The organism is Mycobacterium sp. 1482292.6, assembly GCF_001672995.1.
Taxonomy (GTDB): domain Bacteria; phylum Actinomycetota; class Actinomycetes; order Mycobacteriales; family Mycobacteriaceae; genus Mycobacterium; species Mycobacterium europaeum_A.
Map to the genome: position 1 here is coordinate 110,456 of NZ_LZKV01000091.1, position 24,608 is coordinate 135,063.

Genomic DNA, 24,608 nt, shown 5'->3' on the forward strand with positions numbered 1-24,608 from the left:
CCGATGGGCGTCGTGTTCGCATCGACGGTGAACTTCCGCTGAACGAACCAATAACGCCAGTGTGAGTCGGGACAGTTCCAGCGGGCGTCTTGCAGGAAGTCAGCTCCGCCATGCGAAGCTACGTGTTCGATGGCCGGAACCAAGGAGTGCAAGCAGTGAGAGCCCTCGTCGCCGGCGCCGCCGGATTCCTGGGGTCCCACCTGTGCGATCGTCTCCGCCGCGACGGCATCGAAGTCATCGGACTCGACAATTTCTGCACCGGTAGGCGCGAAAACATGATGCATCTCGAGGCAGACCCGGGCTTCCGTTTCATCGAGCACGACATCACCCGGCCCGTAGCCGCGGTCATGCCAGGTCCACTGGACGTCATCTTCAACCTGGCCTGCCCCGCATCGCCGCGCGCTTACCAGCGCGATCCGCTGTTCACCCTCGAGACCAACTACACCGGGACCAGAAACCTACTGGAACTGGCGCGCGAGCGCGGGGCGACGATCCTGCAGGCCTCCACCAGCGAGGTCTACGGGGATCCGACTATCCATCCGCAGGCCGAAACGTACTGGGGCAACGCCAACTGCTTCGGCATGCGGGCCTGCTACGAGGAAGGCAAGCGGGTTGCGGAGACGCTGATGCTCGAATACGCGCGGCGCTACCGCGTCCGCATCAAGGTCGTCCGCATCTTCAATACCTACGGTCCGAGGATGGATCCGGCCGACGGGCGAATCATTTCGTCGTTCATCGTCCAGGCGCTACGCGGTGAACCGATCACCGTCTTCGGGGACGGCAGCCAGACCCGTTCCTTTTGTTACGTCGACGACCTCATCGAAGGGCTCGTGAAAATGGTGGCGAGCGAAGCTTCGTTCACCGGACCCGTCAACCTCGGCAGCCCAGCCGAACGCACCGTGCTCGAAACAGCAAGGCTGATCAAGGAAATGACCGGCTCCCCCTCCGTGACGGTCTTTCAGCCACTGCCGGCGGACGACCCGAAGCAGCGCAGGCCGGACATCGCCCTCGCCGAGTCCGCCCTCGGCTGGAGGCCGCGAGTCAGTTTCGAAGAAGGCGTCGAGCGGACAATCGAATATTTCACCGGCATCGGCGGATCCGACTCCCAGACAGGCGTCCAGTGGTGAGGATTGCACTGGCTACCTTGGGAACTCGGGGCGATGTCGAGCCGTGCGCCACCATCGGTCGCGAGCTGCAGCGCCGAGGTCACGACGTACGCATGGCGGTCCCGCCAAACTACCTTGGCTTCGTCGAGTCGGCGGGGCTTGCTGCGGTCCCCCACGGCCCGGACCAGATTCGGCAGAACGCGGAGATCGCCCGCAAATACGGGGAGACTCCGAACCCAGTCTTCATGGCGTGGGTGATTGCCGAGGATCTCAAACGGCTCTGGCCGCAGCTGGGCACAGCGCTCACGTCACTGGCAGACGGGGCGGACTTATTGTTGACCGACGCGAGCCAGCAGGGGCTGGCCGCCAATATTGCGGAATACTACGACATCCCGCAGGCCGCGCTGCACATCTACCCGCTCGGGCGTGACACGGGTACGCAAGTAACCAAAGAGGCCGAAGACGCCGTGCGCCAAACGTTGGGCCTGCCGGAGGGATCGGGGTCCTCGGCGCGACAACCGCTGGAGATCCAGGCCTACGACGAACTCTTCTTCCCCGGGCTGGCAGCCGAGTGGGCGAAATGGGATGTCCGACGGCCTTTCGTTGGCGGGCTGACGCTGGAATTACCGACGGAGGTCGACGACGAGGTCTCGTCATGGATTGCCGCGGGCACGCCGCCGATTTACTTCGGCTTCGGGAGCAGCGCGCGAGTCGCTTTCCCCGCCGGCCTGCTCGAGATGATCAGCTGGGCCTGCGCGCAACTAGGCGAGCGTGCGCTGATCTGCAGCGGCGTAAGCGATCTGGCCGACATCCCGCAAAACGACCACGTGATGGTTGTGGGCGCGGTGAACCACTCGGCCGTCTTTCCCGCTTGCCGTGCGGTCGTTCACCACGGGGGCCCCGGCACCACGTTCGCCGGCATACGGGCCGGTAAACCTACGCTGGCCCTTGCCGTTTCGGTCGATCAGCCGATGTGGGCTGCTGCGGTCGGCCAGCTGGGCGTCGGCATCGGACGGCACTTTTCCGCAACCACTCCGGATTCGCTGCTCGCCGACCTGCGGGCCATCCTCACTCCGCATTGCGTAGCTCGAACCCTCGAGGTCGCCGCCCAGATGGCCACACCCGCCGAAAGCGCCGCCACCGCAGCCGGTCTGCTGGAAGACGCGGTCGTCCAATACGCCGGCTGAACGCCTGTCAGCGCTCATCGGAGCGGCGAAGTTGCCTGTCCGAAACGCTCCGATAAGACGGCATCTCGAAGTCGGGGAAAGCGCAGATGTCGCCGCGATCCCTGACCCGCTCTAACCAGTAACGCTGATCGGCGGCCGAGGTGCAGGCATAGATTTTCATGTACGTCGCCGCGAACGGGAACAGGAAGCCGTTGCCGACAGCCTGCCAAACGGCTGCCGCCACACCGGGGGTTTCGACCCCTCGATAGTCGTCCAGCGCGATCACTCCCCGTCTGGCCGTGTGAGTCACGGCGAGGATGATGTCATTGGCGACGCACTGGTACCCGTGACAACCGTCGATGTGGACGAAGCGGAGGCTGCGGTCTCCGAGATCGAGCTCTGAGGATTCGCAGACCTCCAGCGTTGGCCGGCGAGTGTGGAAACGGTCCCAGTTGGTGAGGAACTGCTGCTGGTCCAAGCCCGAGTACTGCTGGCGTGGGGCTTCGGCGATGTCGGCGTGATTCATCACGCCGCCGAACAGATCGCAGATCACCAGTTCTTCGTCGTCCCGCAGGCCATAGCCCATCAAGATGGCGGACTTGCCCTGATATGCGCCGATTTCGAGCATGTCGCCCTTGACGCCCTCGGCCGTCTGGCAAGCGAGCAGTTTGCTGAACAGCTCGACGTCGGCCTCGAAAAACCAGCCGTCGACCTTGTCCATCTGCTCGGTGTAGAGGGCCCAAGTGGCATCGGTCATGACGCGCTCCTGCGCATGAACTCCTCCAGCGCGGTTGTGGGCCGCCGATTTTCGTGAGGTCAATATGGCGAGCGGCGTGCGGTTTGAACGGTATCAGTTCTGCGCCCAGCCGCAATCGATGCCGCAGCCAGCCGTCAGCCCTCGACGGCGAACAGCCCCCACTCGCCCGTCACACCCTTGAGCGTGTGCTCGCCGCGACCGGCGAAGCGCAGGTCCGACCCGGCGACCAGGTCGACGACGATGCGCGAAACGAGCACCTCGCCGGCCCGGGCCGCTGCCGCCACCCGCGCTGCGATGTGGACGGCGATGCCGCTGATGTCGTCGTCGCGCAACTCGACCTCACCCGTGTGTACGCCCGCCCGAACCTCGAGACCGAGGCTCCGCATGACGTCGCGGATCGCCATGGCGCACCGGATCGCCCGCGCGGGCCCGTCGAACCGGGCGAGAAAGCCGTCGCCCGTCGTGTTGACCTCACAGCCCTTGAAGCGTGCGAGCTGGCGTCGTACCTGGGCGTCATGCCTGCCGAGCAGCTCCTTCCACCGTTGGTCGCCAAGCTCGACCGCCCGCTTCGTCGAGTCCACGATGTCGGTGAACAACACGGTGGCCAGGACGCGCTCGACCGCCGGCTGCGGGCGGACGCCGGTGAGGAACTCCTCGACCTCGTCGAGCAGCGCGTCGGCGTCACCCGTGAAGAACAGATGGTCGCCGCCGTCAATCTCGACGAACTTGGCCCCGGGGATGCGATCGGCGAGGTAGCGACCCATCTCGCACCTCACCATCCGGTCGTCGTGCCGGTGCAGCACGAGCGTCGGCGCCTGGATCGCCGGCAGCACGTCACGGATGTCCAGCTGCGGATAAAGCGCGAAGATGTTGCGGACCATGCCGGGGCTGGCCGCCACGCGCTGCAGCCGCGCCCACCACCGCCGAAAATCGGCGTCGCCCCGCCGGCTCGGCGCCCATGCACCCAATCCGACGCCCTCGCCCCAGCCTGCCGCGCTCACCTCAACCAGCGCCGACAGCTGCTCCTCGGTGACACCGAGCGGGTAGTCGGCCGTTCGGAGCAGGCGGGAGAACGAGCCATAGAGGACAAGCGCATTCACGCGATCGGGATGGCTGGCCGCCGTCAGCATCGCCATCGTGCCGCCTTCCGAGACGCCCACCAGGTCGGCGCGTTCACATCCGGACGCATCCATGACGGCGCGCAGGTCATCGACGGACTCTTCCAACGTCGGCGCGTGCATCACCGGATCCGAGAGACCGGTGCCCCGCTTGTCAAAGGTGACGACGCGACGAAAGGACGCGAGCCGCGAGTAGAAGTGAACGACCGACGGCTCCTCCAACATGATGTCGAGGTGCGAGATGAAGCCGGGCGCGACGACGAGGTCGGGACCCATTCCGGCTACCGAAAACGCGATGTTAAGGCCACCGCTCTTGGCATAGTGAATGTCCGTCGGGACGTTCATGGTCGAACCTTACGCCGCGTGGGCCCTACGACGGCGCACGGAACGGATACCGTGCATGACATGCGTCGGGTGGACTACGTCATTCACTATGTCGAGTCGCTGCGCCGGTCGGTGGCGTTCTACCGCGACGTGATCGGCCTTCAGGTCCGAATCGAGGGCGACGGCTATGTCGAGTTCCACATGGAGAACACCAAGTTCGCGCTTTTCGAACGCTCGAAGCTGCCGGAACTCATCGGTCGCGAGGGCGGCAACCCGCCCTGCGGTGAGATCGGCTTCGTGATCGACGACGTCGATGCGGAAGCGGAACGGCTGCGCGGGCTCGGTGTCGAGATCCTCACCGGACCGGTGGATCGACCATGGCGCGAACGGACGCTGCACATCGCCGACCCGGACGGCAACATCGTCGAGTTGGCGCAGAAGCTGCGGTGATCCTCGCCGTCGACCTCGGTAAGACGTCCTGCCGGGCCGCGGCGGGCGGCCGCAGGGCCGAGGGCGCGGGCGCGCCGGGGCTCGCGACGCCCGGCGGCGTGCGGGCCGCGGAGGCGGCCATCTTGGCGGTGGCGCAAAAGTTCGGGCCGGTCGACGAGGTGGTCGTGGGCGCCGCCGGTGCGCTGGCGGCACCCGACGCGGCGCGCGCACTGGGCGACGCGCTGTTGGCATCGCTGCCGGCCCGACGCGTCGCGGTGACCAGTGACGCCGTGATCGCGCACGCGGGCGCGCTGAACGGACAGGCGGGCGTCGTGCTGATCGCGGGCACCGGCGTGGTGGCGCTCGCGATCGACACGACCGGCGCGCTGCGCACCGCCGACGGTTGGGGCCCCTGGCTGGGCGACGAAGGCGGCGGCGCGTGGATCGGCGCCGCCGGGCTGCGTGCGGCGCTACGCGCCCACGACGGGCGCGGTCCGTCCACCGCGCTGCTAGAAGCTGCACGCGCCCGCTTCGGCGCGCCGGAGACCTGGCCCGCGCAGCTCACGGGCGCCGCCGCGGTCGCGTCGTTCGCGCCCGACGTCCTGGCGGCGGAGGGTGACGCCGCGGCGCTGGGGATCGTCAGCGCCGCCGCGCAGGCGCTCGCCGCGACCGCCCGCGCGGCCGGCCATGGCCCGGTGGCGATGGTCGGTGGGCTGGCGGGAGTCCAGGCGCTCCGCTCGGGGCTCGACCTCATCCCCGCGGCCGGCGACGCGCTCGACGGCGCGCTGCGGCTTTCAGCGATCCACGAGCCCTACCTGATTCGCGTGCAGGCGGATCCGAAAGTCCCTGTCCCGCAAGGGCTCGACGCGCTCGCCACCGAGGCCGTGCGGCCAGGCCTGGACGACCTCGACGCGCGGCCCATCGGCGAGGTCGTCGCGCTGCTCGTTGCAGCCGAGGGCGAAGCGCACGAGGCGGTGGCCACGGCGGTCCCGCAGATCGCGGCGGCGGCCGAGGCGATCACCGCACGGCTCGAACGCGGCGGCCGCCTGATCTACGCCGGTGCCGGGACACCCGGCCGGCTCGGGGTGCTCGACGCGGCCGAGTGCGGGCCGACGTTCGGCACCGACCTGGTGCGTGGCGTGATCGCCGGCGGGCCAACGGCTTTGACCGAGGCGATCGAGGGCGCGGAGGATGCGTTCGATCCCGCCAATCTCGCGGACCTGACCGCTGCCGACGCGCTCGTGGGGATCACGGCGTCGGGCCGCACGCCGTACGTGGTGGGAGCCCTCGCGCACGCCCGCACGATGGGTGCGCTGACCGTCGCGATAGTCAACAACCCGCGAAGCGAAGCGTCCGCCGACCTCGTGATCGAGCTGCTGACCGGGCCGGAGGTGCTCGCCGGGTCCACCCGGCTCACCGCCGGGACGGCGCAGAAGGTGGTGCTCAACGCGCTTTCGACGAGCGTGATGATCGCGCTCGGCAAGGCCTTCGGACCGCGGATGGTCGACGTGCGGGCGACCAATGCGAAGGTGCGTCGTCGCGCGGTGCGGATCGTTCGCGACGTGGCCGGCGTCGACGAGGAGACCGCGGCGACCGCGCTGGCCGCCGCGGGCGGTCACGCCAAGACCGCGATCGTCGCATTGCTCGCGGGCCTCGATGCGGCCGAGGCCGCCGCCCGGCTCGACCGGGCGCGCGGACGCGTGCGGGCCGCGTTGGGTGGGACATGAATGAAGTCGTCCCGCGGGCCGGTGTCACGCCCGTATCGTGAGGATCGTGTGTGAGCCAGCGTGCGGCCCGCCGGCTCTGGTCAGCCGCCGTCAGCTGCTAGCGCTCGCCGGCGGCGCCGGGGCGGCGTCCCTGCTCGGCAGCCCGCCTTCGGCACCGGCTCCTCCCCCGACATCGACAATCGGTGCGCACCTGACCGCCACGACTTCGGCACTGCTGCTGTGCCGGGACGCCTGGGGCGCCCGACCGGCCCGCTCCGGAGGGAAGCGCCACACCATCACCCGGATGACGCTCCACCACGAGGCCGTCGTCCTCGGCGAAAACCGCAATGCCCCAAACCATCTCCGCCAGGATCAGCGATTCCACCAGGATCAGCACGGATGGGTCGACATCGCCTATCACGTCGGCGTCGACCGCAATGGCAACATCTACGAACTGCGCAGCACCGAGATCGCGGGCGACACCGCGACGGACTACGACACGACGGGCCATTTCCTGGTTCTTTGCGAAGGAGACTTTGATCAAGAGGCCGTGCCGGAGGCCCAGCTTCAGGGGGCGGCGCGCGCGTTCGCCTGGGCCGCCCAGAATTTTCGCGTTTCGACCGACACGCTGGCGGGCCATCGGGACCTGGCCCAAACCTCGTGCCCGGGTCGAAACCTGTACGCCCACCTATCCTCGGGCGACCTCAAGCGCCGCATCGACGATCTCCTCGGCGCGGGCGGAGTGGATCTTCAGCGCTTCTGCGGACCCGACGCGGCCGCACGGGTCGCGTCAATCGAGGCCGGCAACTGACCACCGCCATCCGCTCGTCGGAGGCCGCCGGGATGCGAATCGCCGGAAATGTTTGCAGTCCTTCAGCAGCGGGCATCTCGCTGAGCACGGGCTAAGAAGGGGTCAGCATGTCGGTCACACATCTCAGCGGTTTCGCCAACGCCTGCCAGGAGGCCGTGACGGCCGTCCTCCATGCCATCACCACTCACGGGGACGAACGCCGAGAGCACCTCTCTGATGCCAAATCGGCGGTCGACACGGCCTTACGCGATGCCCATAGCGGTGAGGAATGGTACCTGGCCGAGCACCTGCGTCAGGGGATCAAGGGTGTGGAGACCCGCCTGCGCGACGCTTCCTAGCCGCTCGCCATCCCACTGGTCGTCCTCGTCGACCTGGCGAGCCGAGCCAGTCAACCGGTGACGCGCAATCCCTTTCGCTGCGCCAACTCCTCGTCGGTAACCCGTTCGAGCATCGGCTGCCCGGGCACGCGGAACAGGGTGAGGACGAAGCTGCAAGGAATGTCGGTGCGGTTGTTGGCGTCCTGATAGTGGATCACGTCGCCGCCCGGCCCCCAGAACGCGTCTCCAGCGCGCAGGACGCGTGGCGGCTCACCCTCGATCTCGAACAACAACTCACCGTCGATCATGTAACCGAACCCCGGGCCGCCGGGAAGGCGATGTGGTGGGTAACCCGGGGCCCCCGGCGGATGGCTGATGAGAACCGTCATCACATGGGCATCGTCGGGAATCAACGCCGACGGTACTTCCTGCAACACGGTCATAGTTGAGGTCGAATCGGAGTCGGTCGTGTCCTGCACCATTCGTTGCCCCTCTTATGGTTGCGAAACGGGCGCACGACCGGAGTGTGCGTCGATCCAGTCGGAGTATCGGGTGGTGAAGATGGTGGCGTTCTCAGCGGGCGCGAGGGTGTGATCGTCGATCACGGCACCGAAGTAGGGCGCCAGTGCGTCGGTCACGACGTGACGATGATCGCCAACGGCGGCAAGGCCCATGCGAACAAAGTCGTCCATCCCTATTGCCTCTGGCCCGGCGATCTCCATCACTGCGTTGATGGGGCTCCCGCCGGCCGCGTGGGCCACGGCCGTCGCGACATCGTTGGCGGCGATAGGACGAAACAACGCGTGCGGCAGCCTGACCACGTCACCTTCGGTCGCGGAATCGGCCAGTCCAACGGCGAATTCGAAGAAGGGCGTCGCTCGCACGATCGAATAAGGCCGACCGGACTTCCTGATCAGGTTTTCTTGAACGGCTTTCGCGGTGTTGTAGCCGCTGTCCGGCATCGTCTGCGCACCCACAACGGACAACGCCACATGGTGGTTGACTCCGGCTTCTTGTTCAGCCGCAAGGAGATTGGTGGTCGTGGTGGTGAAGAAGCGCATCACGGGTTCATCGTCGAACTCTGGCGAATCAGCGACATCGACCAGCACATCAGCACCGGCGAGCGCGCCGCCAAGGCCTGCGCCGGTGAATGAATCGACACCTGATCGGCGTGAGGCCGCGATCACGTCATGCCCCTGGGCGCTGAGCTTGGAGATGACTTTCGAGCCGATCAGCCCGCGTCCGCCGATGACGACGATCTTCATGATGAACCTTTCACAGTTCGGGTTTCGTCGGGCGCGGCAGGCCGCGACACCGGGCGGAGCAATCCCCGGTATTGGTCGGTCACCAGATCCCGATATTCAGGATGGCGCAGAATGTAGTCACCCGTGATCTTGCACCGCGGGATAACCGTGTGCCCGGCCCTGCGGATCAGTGTGAGCACACCACCGATCATCGCCGAGGACACACCCCGATCACGCCATTGCGAATCGACTTCGGTGGCCATCAACACGATGTGGCCGCGGTAGCGGCGGTAGGGCTGCCAACCGATCACCTGGTCGTCTACGGTGGCCTCGAACCGACCTTCTCGGGCGTTGTCGGCGATGATTGTTAGCAGGCCATGGTTTGCCCTGCGTTCGATAGTGCCCATCGGCGTTGGTGATTCACTCATAGCGGTCAGCCGACGTCCTCGTCATCCCGGTCAAACTCTTGGCGCGCCACACCATAGAACGATGTGCCGTCGTGTGGGCTGCCACTGATCTGACCGCGGTGGCGCCGGGGCCGCAGCGGCGGTTGCTCGGTGTACCCGAACTCGGGCTCCTCAGCGGCCAGGCGCTCATCCAGCGCCAAATTTTCCTTGGGCGAGATCCATCGCAATGGAGCGTCGACCACGATGTCACCATCGTCGTTGCGCACCTCGTCGGAGTCCAGAGATTCGCTGGGGCCCAGCGTATTATCGGGTCCCGGGTCGTCGTAGTCGCCGTCCAAGGTTGTCCTCCTTGACTTTTCGCTCGCCGACCTGTGGCTTTCCCGCCGACTTTGCTTGTGTGTACCGGGAATTCGGACTCCGGGGGTCCACTATCAAATAGGTTCACCGGGGAATTTCAATCCGAAGCGTTTGCATAGTTCGGGGACGCTGTCGACATCCATCTCAAGTTCGTACCGCGCGCAGAGTTGATCCAGCGTCTCTGTCGATATCTTGGCTATGCCGCCGAGGTCGGAAAGTTCGTCGAAGAACTGCTCAAATCCTGCGGGGGAAATGATCTCCAGGATGCGGGCCGGCTCATCGCCCGCGTTCCAGAATGTATGCCATTGGCCTCGTGGCTTGAAAATGAAGTCGGCTGGTCCGCCATAGAGCACCTCGTCGCCAAGCAAAGCGCCCACGCGTCCCTCAATGATGAAGCTGTACTCATCTTCGTTGTGGTGGCGATGAAGTGGTGCGGCCAACGCTCGGGGTGACATGGGATGCTCGAGCACGGAGAAACGCCCTTCCGCCTGAAACCTATCCAGGATGTGGCGGATACCGACCGTCCCGTTGAACACGTACTTGCCTTCGGTGCGGCCGACCGACTTGGCCGACGGGCCGCCTGGCCTCAAGATGTCGTTTGTCACTGGGATCCTCCGTCAGCTCAGTTGCGCCCGGCCATGATGCCGCCGTCGACATTGAGAATCGCGCCGGTGACCCAGCTGGCCGCGTCGGAGAGCAGATAGGTGATGGCGTTGGCGACGTCGGCGGGGGTGCCGACTCGCCCCAGGGGATGAATCGGCGCGAAAGTGTCCAGGGTGGAGTCGATCTCGTCCTTCGGGACCCACCGCTCGAGAGCGGGGGTTTTGACGGCGGCCGGCGCTACGGCGTTGACGCGGATCTGATGCCCGGCAAGCTCGATGGCCAGGTTGTGGGTGAGCGCATGCAGCCCGGCTTTCTGCATCGAATGGCCGGTCGATGGGGTCACGCCCAGTGCCTGATGCGCCCACATGCTACCGATGTTGACGATGGACCCGCCCTCGCCGCGTGCGATCATGCCCGCGACGACGGTCTGCGTCAGGAAGAACAAGGCGAAGTTCAGCTCCATGTAGGAGTCGTAGTCCTGCGAGTCGTACGCGAGAAACGGCTTCGGGATGAAGAATCCGGCCGCATTCACCAGGAGCGTGGCGTCGCTGTGATTCTCGGAAAGCGCGCGCTGCGCGTCGGCGACCGCCGCACGGTCCGTCAGGTCGGCGACGATGCCCGAGGCTTCCCCGTCGCTCGTCAGCTCGCTGACGGTGTCGTCGACGCGCGCCTTCGACCGTCCGACGATCACCGCGCTGCCGCCGTGACCGACGATGTCGATCGCGACCTGCCGCCCCATGCCGGCACTACCGCCGACAACGATGACCTTCTTGCCATCGAAATGCATAAGCGGGGTCCCTTCCTGGCTCTCCTTGACAGCTACGAGTGGACCCGGACGGACGATCCCGCGGTCGCTCGTACCTAGGCTGCGGCCGGCCCGGGTGAACTGTCATCACCCCAACCACCCATTCACCCGGGTGAGAATGCGCCGCCTGAAGCGACGCGTGAATGAATAGGGCGGTAACGATTAGTAATTACGTTCGCGTAAATACAGTTACCTTTGACTGCACGATCTTTTGGCGAAACGCAGACCGTTGACCCTCGCCCTGGAATCAGCCCCGATTTGGGGCGATGGCGCGTACCCTGAGCGGTATGTCCAAGACCAAGACCAGGGTCTGTGTACATTGCGGCCATACGTTCGATCCAAACGACCGGCCGCGGGATTTGTCCGATCCGGAATGGCTTCCGGCCGCCTCAGTCTATTGTTCGCATGATTGTAGTGACCGGTTCCATTGCGATATGGGTCATTGCTGCTCGGCCCACGCGAAGGGGAAGGCTCGGCGCCACGCCGCCAAGGCGGCCCGGTAGCCGAGACCATCCGGCGATCGGCGACGCCCGCTGTGCGGGGTGCTAGGTCTGCGGGTCCGGTGGGGCACCGTGCCGCGGGTGGTACAGCAGAGCACGGACCAGCGGCCGCGGGCCGACGGACCGGAGCATCTGGCTGGCCGGACGGACCCGCACTCGCTTCGGCCACCAGAACCAGCGGCCCATCACCGTCATGATCGACGGCGTGATGAGGGTTCGGACGACGAAGGTGTCGAACATCAGACCGATCCCGATCGTGGACCCGAACTGACCGATCGCCCGCAGATCGCTGGAGAGCATCGCGGCCATCGTGACGGCGAAAACCACACCGGCCGCGGACACCACCGGGCCCGTCACGCCGACGCCGCGGATGAGTCCCGTGTTCAGGCCGGCTCCGATCTCTTCCTCGATTCGGGACACCAGCATCAGGTTGTAGTCGGACCCCACCGCCAAGAGCACGATCAACGCGAATTCCGTTGCCACCCAGTGCAACTGGAAGTGGCCCAGGTGCTGCCAGATCAGCGTCGAGAATCCGAACGCCGCGCCCAGCGACAGCACGATCGTGCCGACGATGACTCCCGCGGCGACGAGAGCGCGGGTAACGATCACCATGATGATGAAGATCAGCACGATCGACGCCACCGCGGCGATCAGCAGGTCGTACCAGGCGCCAGTGGCGATGTCGTTGAATGTTGCGGCGGTGCCGCCGAGATAGATGTCGGCGTTCTCCAGCGAGGTGAGCTTCAGCGCCTCCTTGGCCGCGTTGCGCTCTTGCTCGACGGACTTGATGCCTTCCGCGGTCGCCGGGTCCACGGAGTGAGTGATGATGAAGCGCGCTGCCTTTCCGTCGGGCGACACCATCAGGCTCAACCCGAACTGGAAGTCGGAGTTCTGGAAGATCTCCGGCGGCAGGTAGAACAGGCTTTCCACCCGAGCGTCGTTGAACGATTTGCCCATTACGGCGTTCGTGTCGGTCAGCCGATCGAACTGATCGACCAGGTTGTCGAACGTGCTGTAGATGGTCAGCGTCGTATCGCGGATCGACTTGGTGACGGCGATGTTCTCCGGGATGATCGCCAGCAATTCGCGCGTGGCCTTGGCTGTGTTGGAGAGATCGCCGGTGAGGGCGTGGAACTTTTCGGCCAGCTGATCGAATCCGTCCAGCGCGTCGAACAGCGACCGTAGCGACCAGCAGATCGGGATGTCGTAGCAGTGCTTCTCCCAGTAGAAGTAGCTGCGAATCGGCCTCCAGAAGTCGTCGAAATCCGCGATGTGGTCCCGGATCTCGTCCGTGATGGCCGCCGTCTCTCCGGTGGTCTTCGAGCTGTCCTCCGCGGCGTCGGCGAGCTTTTGGGTTATCGCGTACTGGCGCTCCAACAGCGCGATCTGGGTGTCGAGATCTCCGATGATCTTCTTGATGTCGGCGACGCGGTCCTTGAGGTAGTTCAGGTTGCTGCGGATCGGCGCGGTTTGCACACTCAGCTGGAACGGAATGGACCCGTCTTCGATCGGTGGGCCGAGCGGTCTGGTGATGCTCTGCACCCGTTCGATGCCCGGCACCCGGAAAATGGCACCGGCAACTTTGTCCAACACCAGCATGTCTCGGGGATTGCGCAAATCGTGGTCCGATTCGATCATCAGCAGGTCCGGGTTCAGGCGGGCCTGGGTGAAGTGCCGATCGGCCGCGTCGTACGCCTGCACCGAGGCCGCGCTCTTCGGCAGGTAATACAGGTCGTTGTAGCGCGGGGTGAAGCCCGCGAGACCAAGGGCGCCAACGATCGCCAGGATGACCGAGGTCGCGAGGATGGGCGCCGGCCAGCGCACGATGGCCGTCGCCAGGCGGCGCCAGCGGGTGTAGTTGAACTTGCGCTTGGGGTCCAAAAGGCCGAAGCCACTGGCGACTGCAATGAGAGCGGGCGTCAGCGTGACCCCAGCCGCCACCACCACCAGCAGTCCCACCGCGCACGGGAACGCCAGCGAACTGAAGTAGGGCAGCCGGGTGAACTTCAAGCAGGCCAGCGCCCCGACGATCGTCAGCCCGGAGCCCAGGACCACCTTGCTGACGCCGGCGAACGTGTCGTAATAGGCGGCCTCACGGTCCAGACCGCGTTCGCGGCCCTCCTGGTAGCGGCCGACCATGAAAATCGCATAGTCGGTACCCGCTGCGATCGCGAGTGAGGTCAGCAGGTTCACGGCGAAGGTCGACAACCCCATGACGCCGGTTTCGCCCAACAGCGCCACCGCGCCGCGGCCGGCCGCGAGTCCCACGAAGAGGATCACCATGGTCAGCAACACGGTGCTGATGGACCGGTAAACGAACATCAGCATGAGCGCGATGATCACGACCGTGATGATCGTGATCTTGGCCAGGCTCTTGTCACCGACAACAATCACGTCGGCGGTCAGCGCTCCCTGGCCCGCGACGTAGGCCTTGACGCCGGCGGGCGGCTTGGAGTCCGCGACGATCTTGCGCACCGCGGCAACGGATTCGTCGCCGACCGCCCCACCCTGATCGCCTTTGAGGTTGACCTGGACGTAGGCGGCCTTATGGTCGTAGCTCTCCACACCTGAGGACGTGAATCGCTGCCCCCAGAAGTTCAGCGCATGCTCGACGTGTTCGTGGTCGGCCTGGATCTTTTTGACCAGGTCGTCGTAGAACCGGTGGGCGTCCGGGCCGAGCGGTTTGTCACCGACCAGGGTGACCAGGACGAGGTTGTCGGAGTCGTACTCCTTGAACTTCTCGCCGATGTGTTTCATCCCGGTTACCGATGGTGCGTCTGACGGCGAGAGCGGGACGGAAATCTCCTCGGCAACCTTCTCCAACTGCGGGACGAAGACGTTCACCCCGATCGCGATCAGCACCCAGGCCACGACGATCGGCAGCGCCAGCGCGCGGATGGTACGAGCGAGGCGCGGTTTGCGCTCGAGCTCATAGGGCTGCGCGACGGGGATTTCGTCCGTGTCGCTGGTTTGGTCGGTCATGCCGACTTGTCCAAGCAGGAAACTTGCGCGTTGTGCCCGTTGGCCTGTTGCTGATCGACCAATTTGCCGTCAACGGTGATGCGGCAACCGATGAAGGGGCTGTCACCTTGGGCGACGACATAGGCGAAGATGCCGGGCATCTCGGCGACGATCGTCTTCGACCACGGCAATGTCGTGAAGTTCGCCTTCTGCGGCAGCGACTCCGCATCCATCCAGTTGACGACTCCGGTCGTCCCGGGCGGCCCCAGTATTTCGTAGATGGCGGTCTTGGCCGCATAGGGCGGGGTGGCATCCCGGGGATCGGGCTTGGGCAAGCCGGGTCCAGGGAAGACGCCATTGAGTCGCATCACCGCGATGCCGCCGACGGCCAGCGCCACCACCACGACCAGCGGAACCCATGCCCGCGTGAGAAGCCTCAACACCGCGCCCCCCGATTTGGAATGCCCGAAGGGCTGATATTAAGCCATCTCTTCGCTTGTGCCACGGCTAGCCGAACGCCATCACGATCGAGTTGATTCCCGGGGTGGCCGCTAGGGCGACGCTGCAGCAGCGAGCAGGCATCGTCGTCGCCCCTGTGATAGTGAAAGTCGAGCGCCTTTCGCTGATATCTCTGGCCGATCGCGTCCGCTGCCAATACATCGGCCCCCCGTGGCGGCTACCATGTCAGATCCCTACGGTTTCTATGACGGCGAACTGCCCAGCCTGTCCGACGGTGGTGCGGCGAAATCCGGTGGAGGCGAAAAGCGCGTCGAACTCTGCGATGTCGCGTTCCTTGCCACCGGTCATGACCAACATGTTCATGTCCATCATTGTCGGCAGCACGGGACCGCCGAATTCTCCGACGAGATAGTCGATCACGACGAGGCGCCCACCCTCTTGGAGGGCAGCACGGCAGTTTGTCAAGATCCGTATGCAGTTCTGGTCGTCCCAGTCGTGCAGGATGTATTTGAGCACGTACAGATCTGCGGGCGGTACCGACTCGAAAAAGTCTCCCCCCACTGCGTTAAGGCGTTCCCGCAGGCCATCTTTGCGAGCCGCCGCCGCCGCGTAGGGCACGATTTGCGGCAGGTCGAAGACGCCGCCGCGCAGCTCGGGATTCGACCGCATCATCGCCCGAAGAACCTCGCCGTTTGCTCCCCCGACGTCGAGCGCGTACTCGACGCCTCGGGTATCGACCAGCTTCGCGATCTCGATCGCAGCGGCCGCACTGAGATTCGACATGGCTTCGGTGAAATGACTCGCCTCGTCGGGATGTGTGGCTAAGTAGTCGAAGATCGTGCCAGGTATACCGTGGGCAGCCTCCATCTGCCTGGTGCCGCTGCGAACAGCATCCGGGAAGCATCCCCAGGTCAACCAATGACCAGGTGCGGCTTGCGCAAGGACCATGCCACGCAACGAGTTCGGGTCGTCTCTGAGCAGCGTGCTGAGCAGGGGCGTCCCGCTCAGCTGCACACCGTCGGCCGACGTCACAAGCCCCAGCGAGGCGCAGGCCCGGATGAGCCTCCGAGTGGCGTCGGGATCGAGGGACTCCTCCGCAGCGATCGATTCAGCCGTATCGATACTCCCAGCGAGATGATCCGCTAAGTTGAAAGTCGCTGCGGCACGAACGATCTGGGTGACCCAGTAACCAGTCAGCATGGTCATCATCCGCTCGTGGTCTCGGGCTTCGGACGGTACGGGTGGTGTGGTCATCTTTCCTCCAACTTGCCGTGCCTGTTGCGGTACCTTCCTGCGACATCACGGCGGCGGGGATGGTTCGGTCGCGGCCGACGGCTGGCCGGCCAGGGCGGGTTGCGCACCGGGCCGGTCGCGGCAGAGCGCCGCGATGTCACAGGGCACAGGTTGGCACCCGGCGACGGGGTTGGTGATCAACAGCGCGGCGCACAATGCGCCCAGGCCGAAGAGCGCAGCGCTCACCCCTAACACGTGGGCGAATCCGGTGGCGCTCGCCACGCCAACGGTGATCAGGCCCATGGATCCGATCGACATCAGCGCGGCGAGTCGCGAGACGGCGTTGTTGATCCCCGACGCCAGGCCGCCGTGTTCGATCGGCACCGAGGCCAACGTGACGGACATCAGCGGTGTGATGGTCGCGACCAGTCCAATGGCCAGCACGGTCATGCCGGGGATCAGGTCGGTGATCGCGTGAAATCCGTTGGGCTTCGGGCGAATCAGCAGCAGCCCGACCCCCGCCACGGCGGGGCCGACGATCAGGAACGCGCGTGGTCCCACCCGCGCGGCGATGCGGCCGACGTGACGGGCGAACAGGAACGACACCGCTGGGATCGGCAGGGTGGCCAGTCCGGCCGCGGTGGCTGAGTAGCCGCCGATCTCTTGGGTGTAGAGGGCGACGGCCAACGACCCCAGTGTCAACCCGCCGTAGACGAAGGCGGTGACGAGGTTGGCGGCAGCGAAGTTGCGAAAGGCGAACAGCGGCAACGGAAGCATCGGGCATCGGCTGCGGTGCTGCCAGCCCACGAAGCCGGCCAGTGCGGTAATCCCGACCACCGATGGCGTGATGACCATCGGGGCGGTCCAGCCGTCGTGTTGTGATTCGATCAACGCAAACACGGTCGCGGCCAACCCAATCGACGATAGGCCCACCCCGGCCGCATCGACGTGGGCGCCCTCGATGCGCGCCGACATCGGGCACAACCAGAAGGTCAGCGCATATCCGATCGCCATGGGAATCGCAGACACCACGAATATCCAACGCCAGCTGAGGAAATCGACGCACAGTCCTCCTAGCAGGGGGCCCAACGCGAACGCGGCTCCCGTCCATCCGGTCCAGACGCCGATCGCTGCCGACTGGTGCGCTTTGTCGAACACCGAGTTGATCAGCGCCAGCGAGCCCGGCACGAGGAACGCCGCTCCCAGGCCTTGGATGAGGCGCCCCGTGATCAGCATCGTCGGCGCGATGGCGGCCGCCGCGAGAACCGAGCCCGCCCCGAAAGCCGACAGCCCGAACCGCATTACGGGTACCCGTCCGATCAGATCCGAGATGGACCCGCCGGGCAACATTGCGGCCGCCATCGCCAACAGGTAGCCGTCGACGATCCATTGCTGCAGCACCAGGCCACCCCCGAGGTCGTGCTCGGTGGCCGGCAAGGCCAGGTTGATCACCGTCGAGTCGAGGAACGCGACCATCGACACCGTGACCGCGACCACCATGGCACGTCTGGTCGGCGCCGCGTCGCGCAACCTCATTGCGGGGTCACCATCGGTCGAAATGCAGCACGTCGTCCAGCGGAATCCGCTTGGCGGGGCGGAAGGTCGTGCCGGTGTAGTAGGCGGTGGGGACGGTCGTGGCGTGATAGACGTTGTCCGGCAGGCCGAGGATGGCCCGCATCTCGTCGTCGGCCATGATGGTCACCCCGGTCCACGTGGTTCCCAAGCCCCGAGAGCGCGCGGCCAGCATGTAACTCCACGTGGCGGGCATGACCGAACTCCAATACTGGTTGGCGTTTTCGCCGGTCAACCTGCCGTCGCCGTCGATGACCGCGACGCACGGAATCATTAAAACCGGGACCTCGCTGAAATGCTCGGCCAGATACGCCGCACTGTCGGACACCTTGCGCTGCTCCCGATTGCGCGCGGGGTCCTCCTTGAACCGATCGGCGACCGCGTACGGCGACGCGGCGATCAGGTCCCAGGTGCGGCGGTACACATCGGCGATCGCACGACGCTGTTGGGCGTCGGTGACCACGATGAAGCTCCAGTTCTGCACGTTGGCCGACGTCGGTGCTTGCACCGCGATCTCCAGGCATTCCCGGATCAGGCCGATGGGAACGGGTTTGGTCAGGTCGAGGCGTCTGCGCACCGAGCGGGTCGTGGTCAGCAGTTCGTCGGTGGATAGCTGGAGTTTCGCGTAATCGCTCATGCCGGCAGGACGGCGATGACTTCGACTTCCACCCGGATGTCGGGCCATACCAGCCCGTCGATGATGCTGAACATGCCGCCGGGTCGGTGGCGGATGAACTCTTTGCTCACCGCCAGGTAGGCGGACGCGTTGTCACGGCTGGTGACCCATTGGCGCATGTAGACAATGTCGGTGAGTTCGGCACCGGCCTTGCGGAGCGCGGTTTCGACATTGGTCCAGCATTGACGCGCCTCCTCGGTGAAGTCGTCGGGCAACGTGCCGTCTTCGCGTACCCCGGGTGTTCCGGAGACGAAAATTGTTGTGCCACCGCCGGATACGGTGACCGCGTCGGCGTAGTGCCCGATGTGATCGGCCACTCCGGTGTGGATGGGGGTAATGGTGGTCATCTGCAGACTCCTTCTGTGGTGTGAGGTTTGCGGCTAACTTGGTGAGTTCGTTTGCGTGATCACTACTCCGCTGGGCTCGTGGCCCGCGACGACGTGCGCGAGGGCGGCGGCGGCCTGATCGAGGCCGCAGGAACGCGGGGTCGGCATGCTCAATCGACCGGAGGCGAGTAGCGCGGTGAGGCGGCCGAGTTGGGCCCCGTCGGAGCGGACGTAAACCGCTGTCACGCTGATCCCCCGGGTCGATGCGGGTGGATCGGGGGTGATGGTGGCCAGCCGGCCGCCGTCGGCAAGCGCGGTCATCGCCGCGGCAGCACCGCCTGGGGCCGCGTTGGCGACGGCGTCGATGGAGTCCTTGGCCAACGCACGTGCGTGTCGGGGCCAGAGCGGATCGCGGTAGTCGATGACTTCGCGGGCGCCATGGCCGCGGACCCGGTCGGCGCTGCGCGGGCCGGCGGTCGCGAGCACCTCGGCCCCGCGCAGGGCGGCCAGCTGGACGATCAGCCCACCGGTGATTCCGCCCGCGCCATGAACGAGCAACGTTTCTCCACCGCGCAGTGCCAACGCCTCGGCAACCACCTGCTCGGCGGTCAAGGCCGGCACCGGAAAGATCGCTGCGATCTCCCACGGAACCTCGGGCGGTTTGTGGGCGAGCGACCCGGCGGGTGCGATCAGCAACGGCGCCCACGTGCCTTGGTCGCGTAGCGGCACGGGGTGGCACAGCACCTCTTGATCTACGCTGAATCCGCTCGAGTGGCCACCGACGGCCTTGATGATCCCGGCGGCCTCGACGCCGAGCGCCAGCGGCGGCGGTGTTCCGACGTCCCAGCCGCCATAGCGAATGACGTTGTCCCAGTTGCCGACGCCGGCACTTCGAATGTCGACAAGAGCCTCGTCGGCCGCCAACGGTCGCGGGTCGTCCGCTTCGAACGTCACCACGTCGCCGCCGAGCGTACGGACCCCCGCTACCAGCATGGTCACAGTCGCACGACCGGCCACTCGTAGGTCATTGCCGTACCTCTCAGGGATTCGCTCACGCGCTCTTCTGCGCTTGCCGCGCCTCGTTCTCCAGTAACGGGCCGAGCTCGGATTCTTGGGTCAGTAGCGGATCCCAAACCTGGTTGACCGTCGGATGTGGTGCGACGGCATGGCGTAGCAGACTGACCGGGACCTCCGCGAGGATGGCCAGTGTGGCTGCTTGAACCAGTTCGGAGAACTGCGGGCCCACGAATGTCGCGCCGAGAAGTGTGTTGGTCTCGGCGTCGATCACCAATTTTGCCCATCCTTGGAAGCCGTCCCGGTACAGGGCAAGAAACGACACCGCGCCGGGGTAACGGGCAGCCCGCGTCCGAACCGCGAACCCTTCTGCCCGGGCCTGACTTTCGGTGCGCCCCACCCAGGCCACTTGAGGTTCGGTGTAGATAACCTGCGCCACATTGCCGGCATCACGGGCGATCAACTCGTTGTCGGATAGTTCACGTCCCGCGGCGCGGGCCGCGATGATGTCGGCCACGACCCGGCCGTGGTAGGTGGAGATATGAGACAGCCGGGCACGCCCGGTGGTATCCCCGAGGGCGTAGAGCCAACCGCCCGAGACGCCGACCGCCTGGAGATGGTCGTTCACTGTGACGAAGCCGCCGCTTGGCAGGCCAAGGGATTCCAGTCCGATGGTGTCGGTGTTGGTGCGGCGTCCCGCGGCCAGGACGATTTCGTCTACCTCGATGGTCTGGTCGTGGAAAGTTGCCGTGACGCAGCCGCCCGGCACGGGCCGGCATACCGCCGACAACTCCGTCTCGAAGTGAATCGTCACGCCTTTGCTTCGCAGCGATTGCGTGACCAGCTCTCGAGCTTCGGGTTCGCAGTTGGCTAGCAGAGTGTTCTCACGCACCAGAAGCGTTACCGCTGAGCCTAACCCGCTCAGGATGGTCGCGAACTCGACAGCGACGGGGCCGCCACCCACCAGCAGCGCGCGAGGCGGCACCCGCGTCATGGTCGTCAGGTCCCGATTGGTCCACGGGCGTGCCTGCGCCAGCCCAGGTATCTCCGGCACGTTGGGACGAGTGCCGGTGGCCAGCACGACCGCGTGACGTGCGGTCAAGACGGCTTCGGTGGTGTCTCCCAGGGTGTAGGCCACCCGCACTGTTCGTTGGCCGCTCAACCGGGCGAACCCGTGAAACACCGCAACACCGGCTTGCCGCAGCGACTCTATTCGGTCTTGGTCCGACAGGTTCTCGACGATCGCGTCGCGCTTCTTGAAGACGGCCGCAACGTCCAACCTGCGGTCCGAAATCGCCTCTCGCACACCGGGAACCGCCTTTGCGAGGTTGAACACCTCGATCGGGCGGAGTAACGTTTTGCTTGGGTTGCAACCCCAGTAATGACATTCTCCGCCGACCAGACGATCCTCGACGAGCGCTACCGAAAGGCCCACGGATGCAAGCTTGCGCACGGCGGCCACACCGCCCACTCCGCCACCGATGACGATCACGTCGAAGTCTTTACTGGCTTTCATCTGCCCTCTTTTCCAAACCGACTCGATGGATTAGCCGTCGTGCGACGGTTTCGAGCGCCCGGAGTGAACGATGTCTCATCTTCAGGCGTTGTCGTTGGTGGTGAGCGGGCCGTCTCCGGTATCGAGCAGGAAAACCGCCAGTAATTCGGCGGGTTCGGTGGTGCTGGCGTTTTCGCTGATCGTGTGGTGCGCGCCAGGGGCTTCACTCCACGTCTCACCGGCGTGGTAGACGCGTGCCGGCTCACCTTCCACCTGACTGCGGATCGCTCCGGAGATCACGTACGCCATGATGAACGCCGATTTGGCGTGGTGGTGGGCTTCGCTTTTACCGCCGGGCGGATAGCTGACGGCCACCGCTTCCAGCGATTTACCGGGAACATTGGTGGGTTGGCTGAAAACTGGTCGGATCACGGGGTTTTGATCCGAATTCTCCGGCACCGGCGCGGCATCGCTTGCGGGCGCGAGCATTACCGCAACCACCAGTGCGGCTAGTGCTATTTTCATGGCCATTTCGGCTGCCTTCGTTTTCAGTCTTCGGCGACGCGCAGGATCGTCTTGCCCGGGACGCGCTTCGCGGGAGCGAATGCGGCGGCTGCTTCGGCAAGTGGCAGCACTGCACCGACCACCGGCCGAAGGCGTCCATCGCGCACTCGCGCGGCGAGGGCGGCGAGCTGGGCGCGATCGGCCTCGACAAGGAAGAAAATTGCCCTTCCGTCTTGCGGCTGCGTCTTCGGCGGCTCAGCAATGGTGACGAGCGTTCCGCCGGCGCGCACCAGAGCGGCCGATCGGGCGAGAACCTCTCCGCCGATCACGTCGAACACCACGTCGACTTCGCCTGCATCTTCGAGCTTTTCGGTCTCCAGGTCGAGGAAGGCGTGGACGCCGAGCTCCGTCGCCCGGTCCCGGTCCGCGGTCCGGCCGGTACCGATGACGCGCGCACCGATCTCGCGAGCGAGCTGCACCGCGATCGACCCCACCCCGCCGGCGGCGCCGTGGATCAGAACCGTCTGCCCGGCGGCGAGGCGGCCGTGGTCGAACAAACCCTGCCAGGCGGCCAATCCCGAGATCGGCAGCGCCGCGGCCACAGTATGGTCGATGTCCATCGGCAGCGGTGCGAGATTACGGGCTTCCACGGCGGCGTACTCCGCCAGCGAGCCGTTGCGGGCCCAGTCGGCAAGGCCGAACACCCGCTGTCCAACGGTTAAAAGTGTGGTGCCGTAGCCCAATTCAACCACCACGCCCGACAGCTCGTGGCCGGGCACGCTCGGCGTCCGGTCGTGACCCGAGCGGTCGATCCACGTGTGCGGCCAGTCGAGCTCCCCCGGGGTGAAACCGGCGGCGTGGACCCGCACAACGACATCGTTGTCGGCCGCCTGAGGGTAAGGCAGGTCCGTCAGTGACAGACCAGCGGTACCGGCGTCACGATCTGAAACAGTTATGGCTCGCATTACATGTCCTTCCTGATGTGGGTTGTTGTCGTCGGGTCAGCCGCGGGCTGCGGTTGTACGCTGACGAGCTCGAGGCCGAGATCACGGACCCGGTCCAGGAGTCCGTAAAGCTGTGACTGGTCGCGGATTTCGCCGGTGAACACGGTTTCGGTCGTACCGGCCTCGAGGCGCATCCCTTCGAATGCGAACCCGAGCCGCTCGGTCACGCGGCCTTGAATGCACATCCGGTACGTGGTCGGCTGCATTTGCCCTCCGCTCGCCAGCTGCTGAGTCAGCATTCACCGGCGCGGGGTGAGTCGTCATCACCCGGCGAGCTAATTCACCCGGGTGAGCACAGCAGGCATCGCTGGGCGGATGGGCACGCATCAGGGCCCGCGGTGGTTATCCGGCGGATGCTGCGTCACGGTGATGGTGATCGTGGGCCGGCCCTGAGTGGGAGCACCGCGGATGCCGCGCACGGCCATACCCGCCAAAAGCATTTCGTTGAGCAGATTTTCCGGGTTCGCTGCCAGGACCGTCGGGGCAACACCGGGGAGGGTGTTCGGCCACGCTGCCGCGGCACGTCTGATCGGCGGGAGAGCTGCGGACCAGCTCGGGGGCACCGACAGCGCACCGACTGAGGAGGCTCGACTCAAACCCGCCGACGACTCAGGCGCCGTACCGCCGCCTGCCTCCAGGTCTTCCGAGCCCGATGACGCTATTGTGCCCGGTCCGGAGCCTGCCCGAGCCGCCCCCAACCGTTGCAGTATGGCGTCCATCTTGCTGGCACCGTCTGGGTCGTAGTGCACCGCATACCCCAAGCCCGCGTACGACCCGGCCATGCCCGTCGACGTGATGCCCGTCGACGCCGAAGCAACGGCCAGGTTCACCGGGCTCAATAAGCTCAGCAGTTGCGAGAACGATGGCAGTGATGCCGCGGCGGCCGGCAAGGGCACCGCAAGTCCCTGAATCGCATTGGGTACTACGGCGATCAGCTGCGATCCGGTCGACATGACGGTCTGGTTCGCTTCGCCGGCCGGCGTGGCGCTGGCGTGGGCAACCGCAACAACCTGGCCGGCGACCCCGGCTGGATTTGTGGTAGGCGGGGGCGGGGTGAATGGCGGTACCGCCGAAGCGGCAGCGGATGCGCCGGCATACTCGTACATCGCGCCGGCATCCTGGGCCCACATTTCGGCGTACTCGGCTTCGGTGGTAGCGATCGCCGGGGTGTTTTGACCGAGGATGTTTGTCGCGATCAGCAACATCAGCCGCGCGCGATTGGCTGCGACCACGGGTGGGGGCACGGTCATCGCAAATGCGGCCTCGTAGGCGGCTGCGGCGGCCCTGGCCTGGGTGGCGGCCTGCTCGCACAGCGCAGCAGTCGTCGTCAGCCACCAGGCATAGGGTGCGGCGGCGGCCTCCATCGCCACCGACGCGGCACCCAGCCATGCCGCGGTGGTCAGGTCCGAGATCACCGACCCATAGGCTGCGGCCGTCGCATGCAAGTCGGCGGCCAGCCCGTCCCAGGCTGCCGAGGCGGCCAGCATCGACCCGCAGCCGGGCCCGGAATACATCCGGCCGGAGTTGATTTCTGGCGGCAGCGCCCCAAAATCCATCTTCGAAAGCTCCAGCGTGCTGTCAACACTTCCGGGCCCGGCTCATCGTGCCGGCTCTAGTTGAGGGCCGGCGCGCATGCCGCACATAAGCGCGCGGTCTGCCGATCAACGAATCTGGGTGAGTCGCTTAATTTTTGGCGCGCGGCTCCGCATAACAC

General features: G+C 65.8%; 26 protein-coding genes and 1 pseudogene. 7 read left to right on the forward strand and 20 right to left on the reverse strand.

The genetic code is table 11. From position 1 onward, the window contains the following. Positions 1–110: 110 nt before the first annotated feature. Entirely contained in the window at positions 111–1,127 is a 1,017-nt protein-coding gene (locus A5624_RS09365) for a UDP-glucuronic acid decarboxylase family protein (protein WP_369827457.1), read from the forward strand. Beyond that, a complete protein-coding gene (locus A5624_RS09370) occupies positions 1,124–2,293 on the forward strand; it encodes a glycosyltransferase (protein WP_066865243.1) in 1,170 nt (389 codons plus the stop codon). The genes A5624_RS09365 and A5624_RS09370 overlap by 4 nt, the downstream gene beginning before the upstream one ends. 7 nt (positions 2,294–2,300) lie before the next feature. Here the strand turns inward: A5624_RS09370 and A5624_RS09375 are convergent, their stop codons facing one another. After that, complete coding sequence (locus A5624_RS09375; RefSeq protein ID WP_066865006.1) at positions 2,301–3,029, reverse strand: class I SAM-dependent methyltransferase; 729 nt, start codon at positions 3,027–3,029, stop codon at positions 2,301–2,303. Between the two features lie 134 nt (positions 3,030–3,163). Next, positions 3,164–4,492 carry an adenylate/guanylate cyclase domain-containing protein gene (locus A5624_RS09380; protein WP_066865011.1) on the reverse strand — a complete coding sequence of 443 codons (1,329 nt, stop codon included), beginning with the start codon at positions 4,490–4,492 and terminating at the stop codon, positions 3,164–3,166. Positions 4,493–4,552: 60 nt separating this feature from the next. Between A5624_RS09380 and A5624_RS09385 the strand changes: the two genes are divergently transcribed. From A5624_RS09385 to A5624_RS09400, 5 genes and pseudogenes are all read left to right on the forward strand, one after another. After that, on the forward strand, positions 4,553–4,921 hold the full coding sequence (locus A5624_RS09385; protein WP_066865015.1) for a VOC family protein: 369 nt from the start codon (positions 4,553–4,555) through the stop codon (positions 4,919–4,921). Then, positions 4,849–5,628, forward strand: a pseudogene (locus tag A5624_RS29460) (BadF/BadG/BcrA/BcrD ATPase family protein); the annotation flags it as partial. The gene A5624_RS09385 and the pseudogene A5624_RS29460, both read left to right, overlap by 73 nt. 96 nt (positions 5,629–5,724) lie before the next feature. Continuing rightward, positions 5,725–6,627: an N-acetylmuramic acid 6-phosphate etherase gene (murQ, locus tag A5624_RS29465; protein WP_369827463.1), complete on the forward strand. Its 903-nt coding sequence runs from the start codon at positions 5,725–5,727 to the stop codon at positions 6,625–6,627. A gap of 217 nt (positions 6,628–6,844) precedes the next feature. Continuing rightward, positions 6,845–7,417 (forward strand): N-acetylmuramoyl-L-alanine amidase, encoded by a 573-nt coding sequence (locus tag A5624_RS09395; RefSeq protein ID WP_255362943.1) that lies wholly within the window; start codon positions 6,845–6,847, stop codon positions 7,415–7,417. Between the two features lie 107 nt (positions 7,418–7,524). Next, complete coding sequence (locus A5624_RS09400) at positions 7,525–7,755, forward strand: hypothetical protein (RefSeq protein WP_066865019.1); 231 nt, start codon at positions 7,525–7,527, stop codon at positions 7,753–7,755. A gap of 50 nt (positions 7,756–7,805) precedes the next feature. Here A5624_RS09400 and A5624_RS09405 read toward each other — a convergent pair whose 3' ends face one another. The 18 genes from A5624_RS09405 to A5624_RS09490 all read right to left on the reverse strand — a co-directional run bounded on the left by A5624_RS09405 (position 7,806) and on the right by A5624_RS09490 (position 24,450). Beyond that, positions 7,806–8,216 carry a cupin domain-containing protein gene (locus A5624_RS09405; RefSeq protein WP_066865023.1) on the reverse strand — a complete coding sequence of 137 codons (411 nt, stop codon included), beginning with the start codon at positions 8,214–8,216 and terminating at the stop codon, positions 7,806–7,808. Between the two features lie 12 nt (positions 8,217–8,228). Next, complete coding sequence (locus A5624_RS09410) at positions 8,229–8,999, reverse strand: SDR family oxidoreductase (RefSeq protein ID WP_066865026.1); 771 nt, start codon at positions 8,997–8,999, stop codon at positions 8,229–8,231. After that, complete coding sequence (locus A5624_RS09415) at positions 8,996–9,406, reverse strand: GNAT family N-acetyltransferase (RefSeq protein WP_066865029.1); 411 nt, start codon at positions 9,404–9,406, stop codon at positions 8,996–8,998. The genes A5624_RS09410 and A5624_RS09415 overlap by 4 nt, the downstream gene beginning before the upstream one ends. 5 nt (positions 9,407–9,411) lie before the next feature. Beyond that, complete coding sequence (locus A5624_RS09420; RefSeq protein ID WP_066865033.1) at positions 9,412–9,723, reverse strand: hypothetical protein; 312 nt, start codon at positions 9,721–9,723, stop codon at positions 9,412–9,414. Between the two features lie 93 nt (positions 9,724–9,816). Then, complete coding sequence (locus A5624_RS09425; RefSeq protein ID WP_231998451.1) at positions 9,817–10,347, reverse strand: cupin domain-containing protein; 531 nt, start codon at positions 10,345–10,347, stop codon at positions 9,817–9,819. 17 nt (positions 10,348–10,364) lie between these two features. Continuing rightward, positions 10,365–11,132, reverse strand: a complete 768-nt coding sequence (locus A5624_RS09430) for an SDR family NAD(P)-dependent oxidoreductase (RefSeq protein ID WP_066865036.1) — start codon at positions 11,130–11,132, stop codon at positions 10,365–10,367. Positions 11,133–11,695: 563 nt separating this feature from the next. Continuing rightward, complete coding sequence (locus tag A5624_RS09435; RefSeq protein ID WP_066865039.1) at positions 11,696–14,632, reverse strand: RND family transporter; 2,937 nt, start codon at positions 14,630–14,632, stop codon at positions 11,696–11,698. Beyond that, on the reverse strand, positions 14,629–15,054 hold the full coding sequence (locus A5624_RS09440; protein WP_066865042.1) for an MmpS family transport accessory protein: 426 nt from the start codon (positions 15,052–15,054) through the stop codon (positions 14,629–14,631). The genes A5624_RS09435 and A5624_RS09440 overlap by 4 nt, the downstream gene beginning before the upstream one ends. 241 nt (positions 15,055–15,295) lie before the next feature. Next, a complete protein-coding gene (locus A5624_RS09445; RefSeq protein ID WP_066865045.1) occupies positions 15,296–16,324 on the reverse strand; it encodes a methyltransferase in 1,029 nt (342 codons plus the stop codon). A gap of 45 nt (positions 16,325–16,369) precedes the next feature. Further along, positions 16,370–17,839: an MFS transporter gene (locus A5624_RS09450; RefSeq protein WP_066865048.1), complete on the reverse strand. Its 1,470-nt coding sequence runs from the start codon at positions 17,837–17,839 to the stop codon at positions 16,370–16,372. Between the two features lie 7 nt (positions 17,840–17,846). Next, positions 17,847–18,512 (reverse strand): nitroreductase family protein, encoded by a 666-nt coding sequence (locus A5624_RS09455; protein ID WP_066865051.1) that lies wholly within the window; start codon positions 18,510–18,512, stop codon positions 17,847–17,849. Beyond that, a complete protein-coding gene (locus A5624_RS09460) occupies positions 18,509–18,898 on the reverse strand; it encodes a RidA family protein (RefSeq protein ID WP_066865053.1) in 390 nt (129 codons plus the stop codon). Before A5624_RS09460 ends, A5624_RS09455 begins: the two co-directional genes overlap by 4 nt. A 33-nt stretch (positions 18,899–18,931) precedes the next feature. Further along, positions 18,932–19,831, reverse strand: coding sequence for an NADP-dependent oxidoreductase (locus tag A5624_RS09465; protein WP_232002229.1), 900 nt, complete (start codon positions 19,829–19,831; stop codon positions 18,932–18,934). A gap of 97 nt (positions 19,832–19,928) precedes the next feature. Continuing rightward, positions 19,929–21,407 (reverse strand): NAD(P)/FAD-dependent oxidoreductase, encoded by a 1,479-nt coding sequence (locus tag A5624_RS09470; RefSeq protein ID WP_066865059.1) that lies wholly within the window; start codon positions 21,405–21,407, stop codon positions 19,929–19,931. A gap of 81 nt (positions 21,408–21,488) precedes the next feature. Then, entirely contained in the window at positions 21,489–21,917 is a 429-nt protein-coding gene (locus tag A5624_RS09475) for a cupin domain-containing protein (protein ID WP_066865062.1), read from the reverse strand. A 17-nt stretch (positions 21,918–21,934) separates the two neighbouring features. Next, complete coding sequence (locus A5624_RS09480) at positions 21,935–22,855, reverse strand: NADP-dependent oxidoreductase (protein ID WP_066865066.1); 921 nt, start codon at positions 22,853–22,855, stop codon at positions 21,935–21,937. After that, positions 22,855–23,100, reverse strand: a complete 246-nt coding sequence (locus A5624_RS09485; RefSeq protein WP_156748961.1) for a hypothetical protein — start codon at positions 23,098–23,100, stop codon at positions 22,855–22,857. Before A5624_RS09485 ends, A5624_RS09480 begins: the two co-directional genes overlap by 1 nt. Before the next feature lie 120 nt (positions 23,101–23,220). Next, the gene (locus tag A5624_RS09490) at positions 23,221–24,450 is read right to left on the reverse strand and encodes a PPE family protein (RefSeq protein WP_066865072.1); all 1,230 of its coding nucleotides are present in this window, start codon (positions 24,448–24,450) and stop codon (positions 23,221–23,223) included. Positions 24,451–24,608 lie beyond the last annotated feature (158 nt).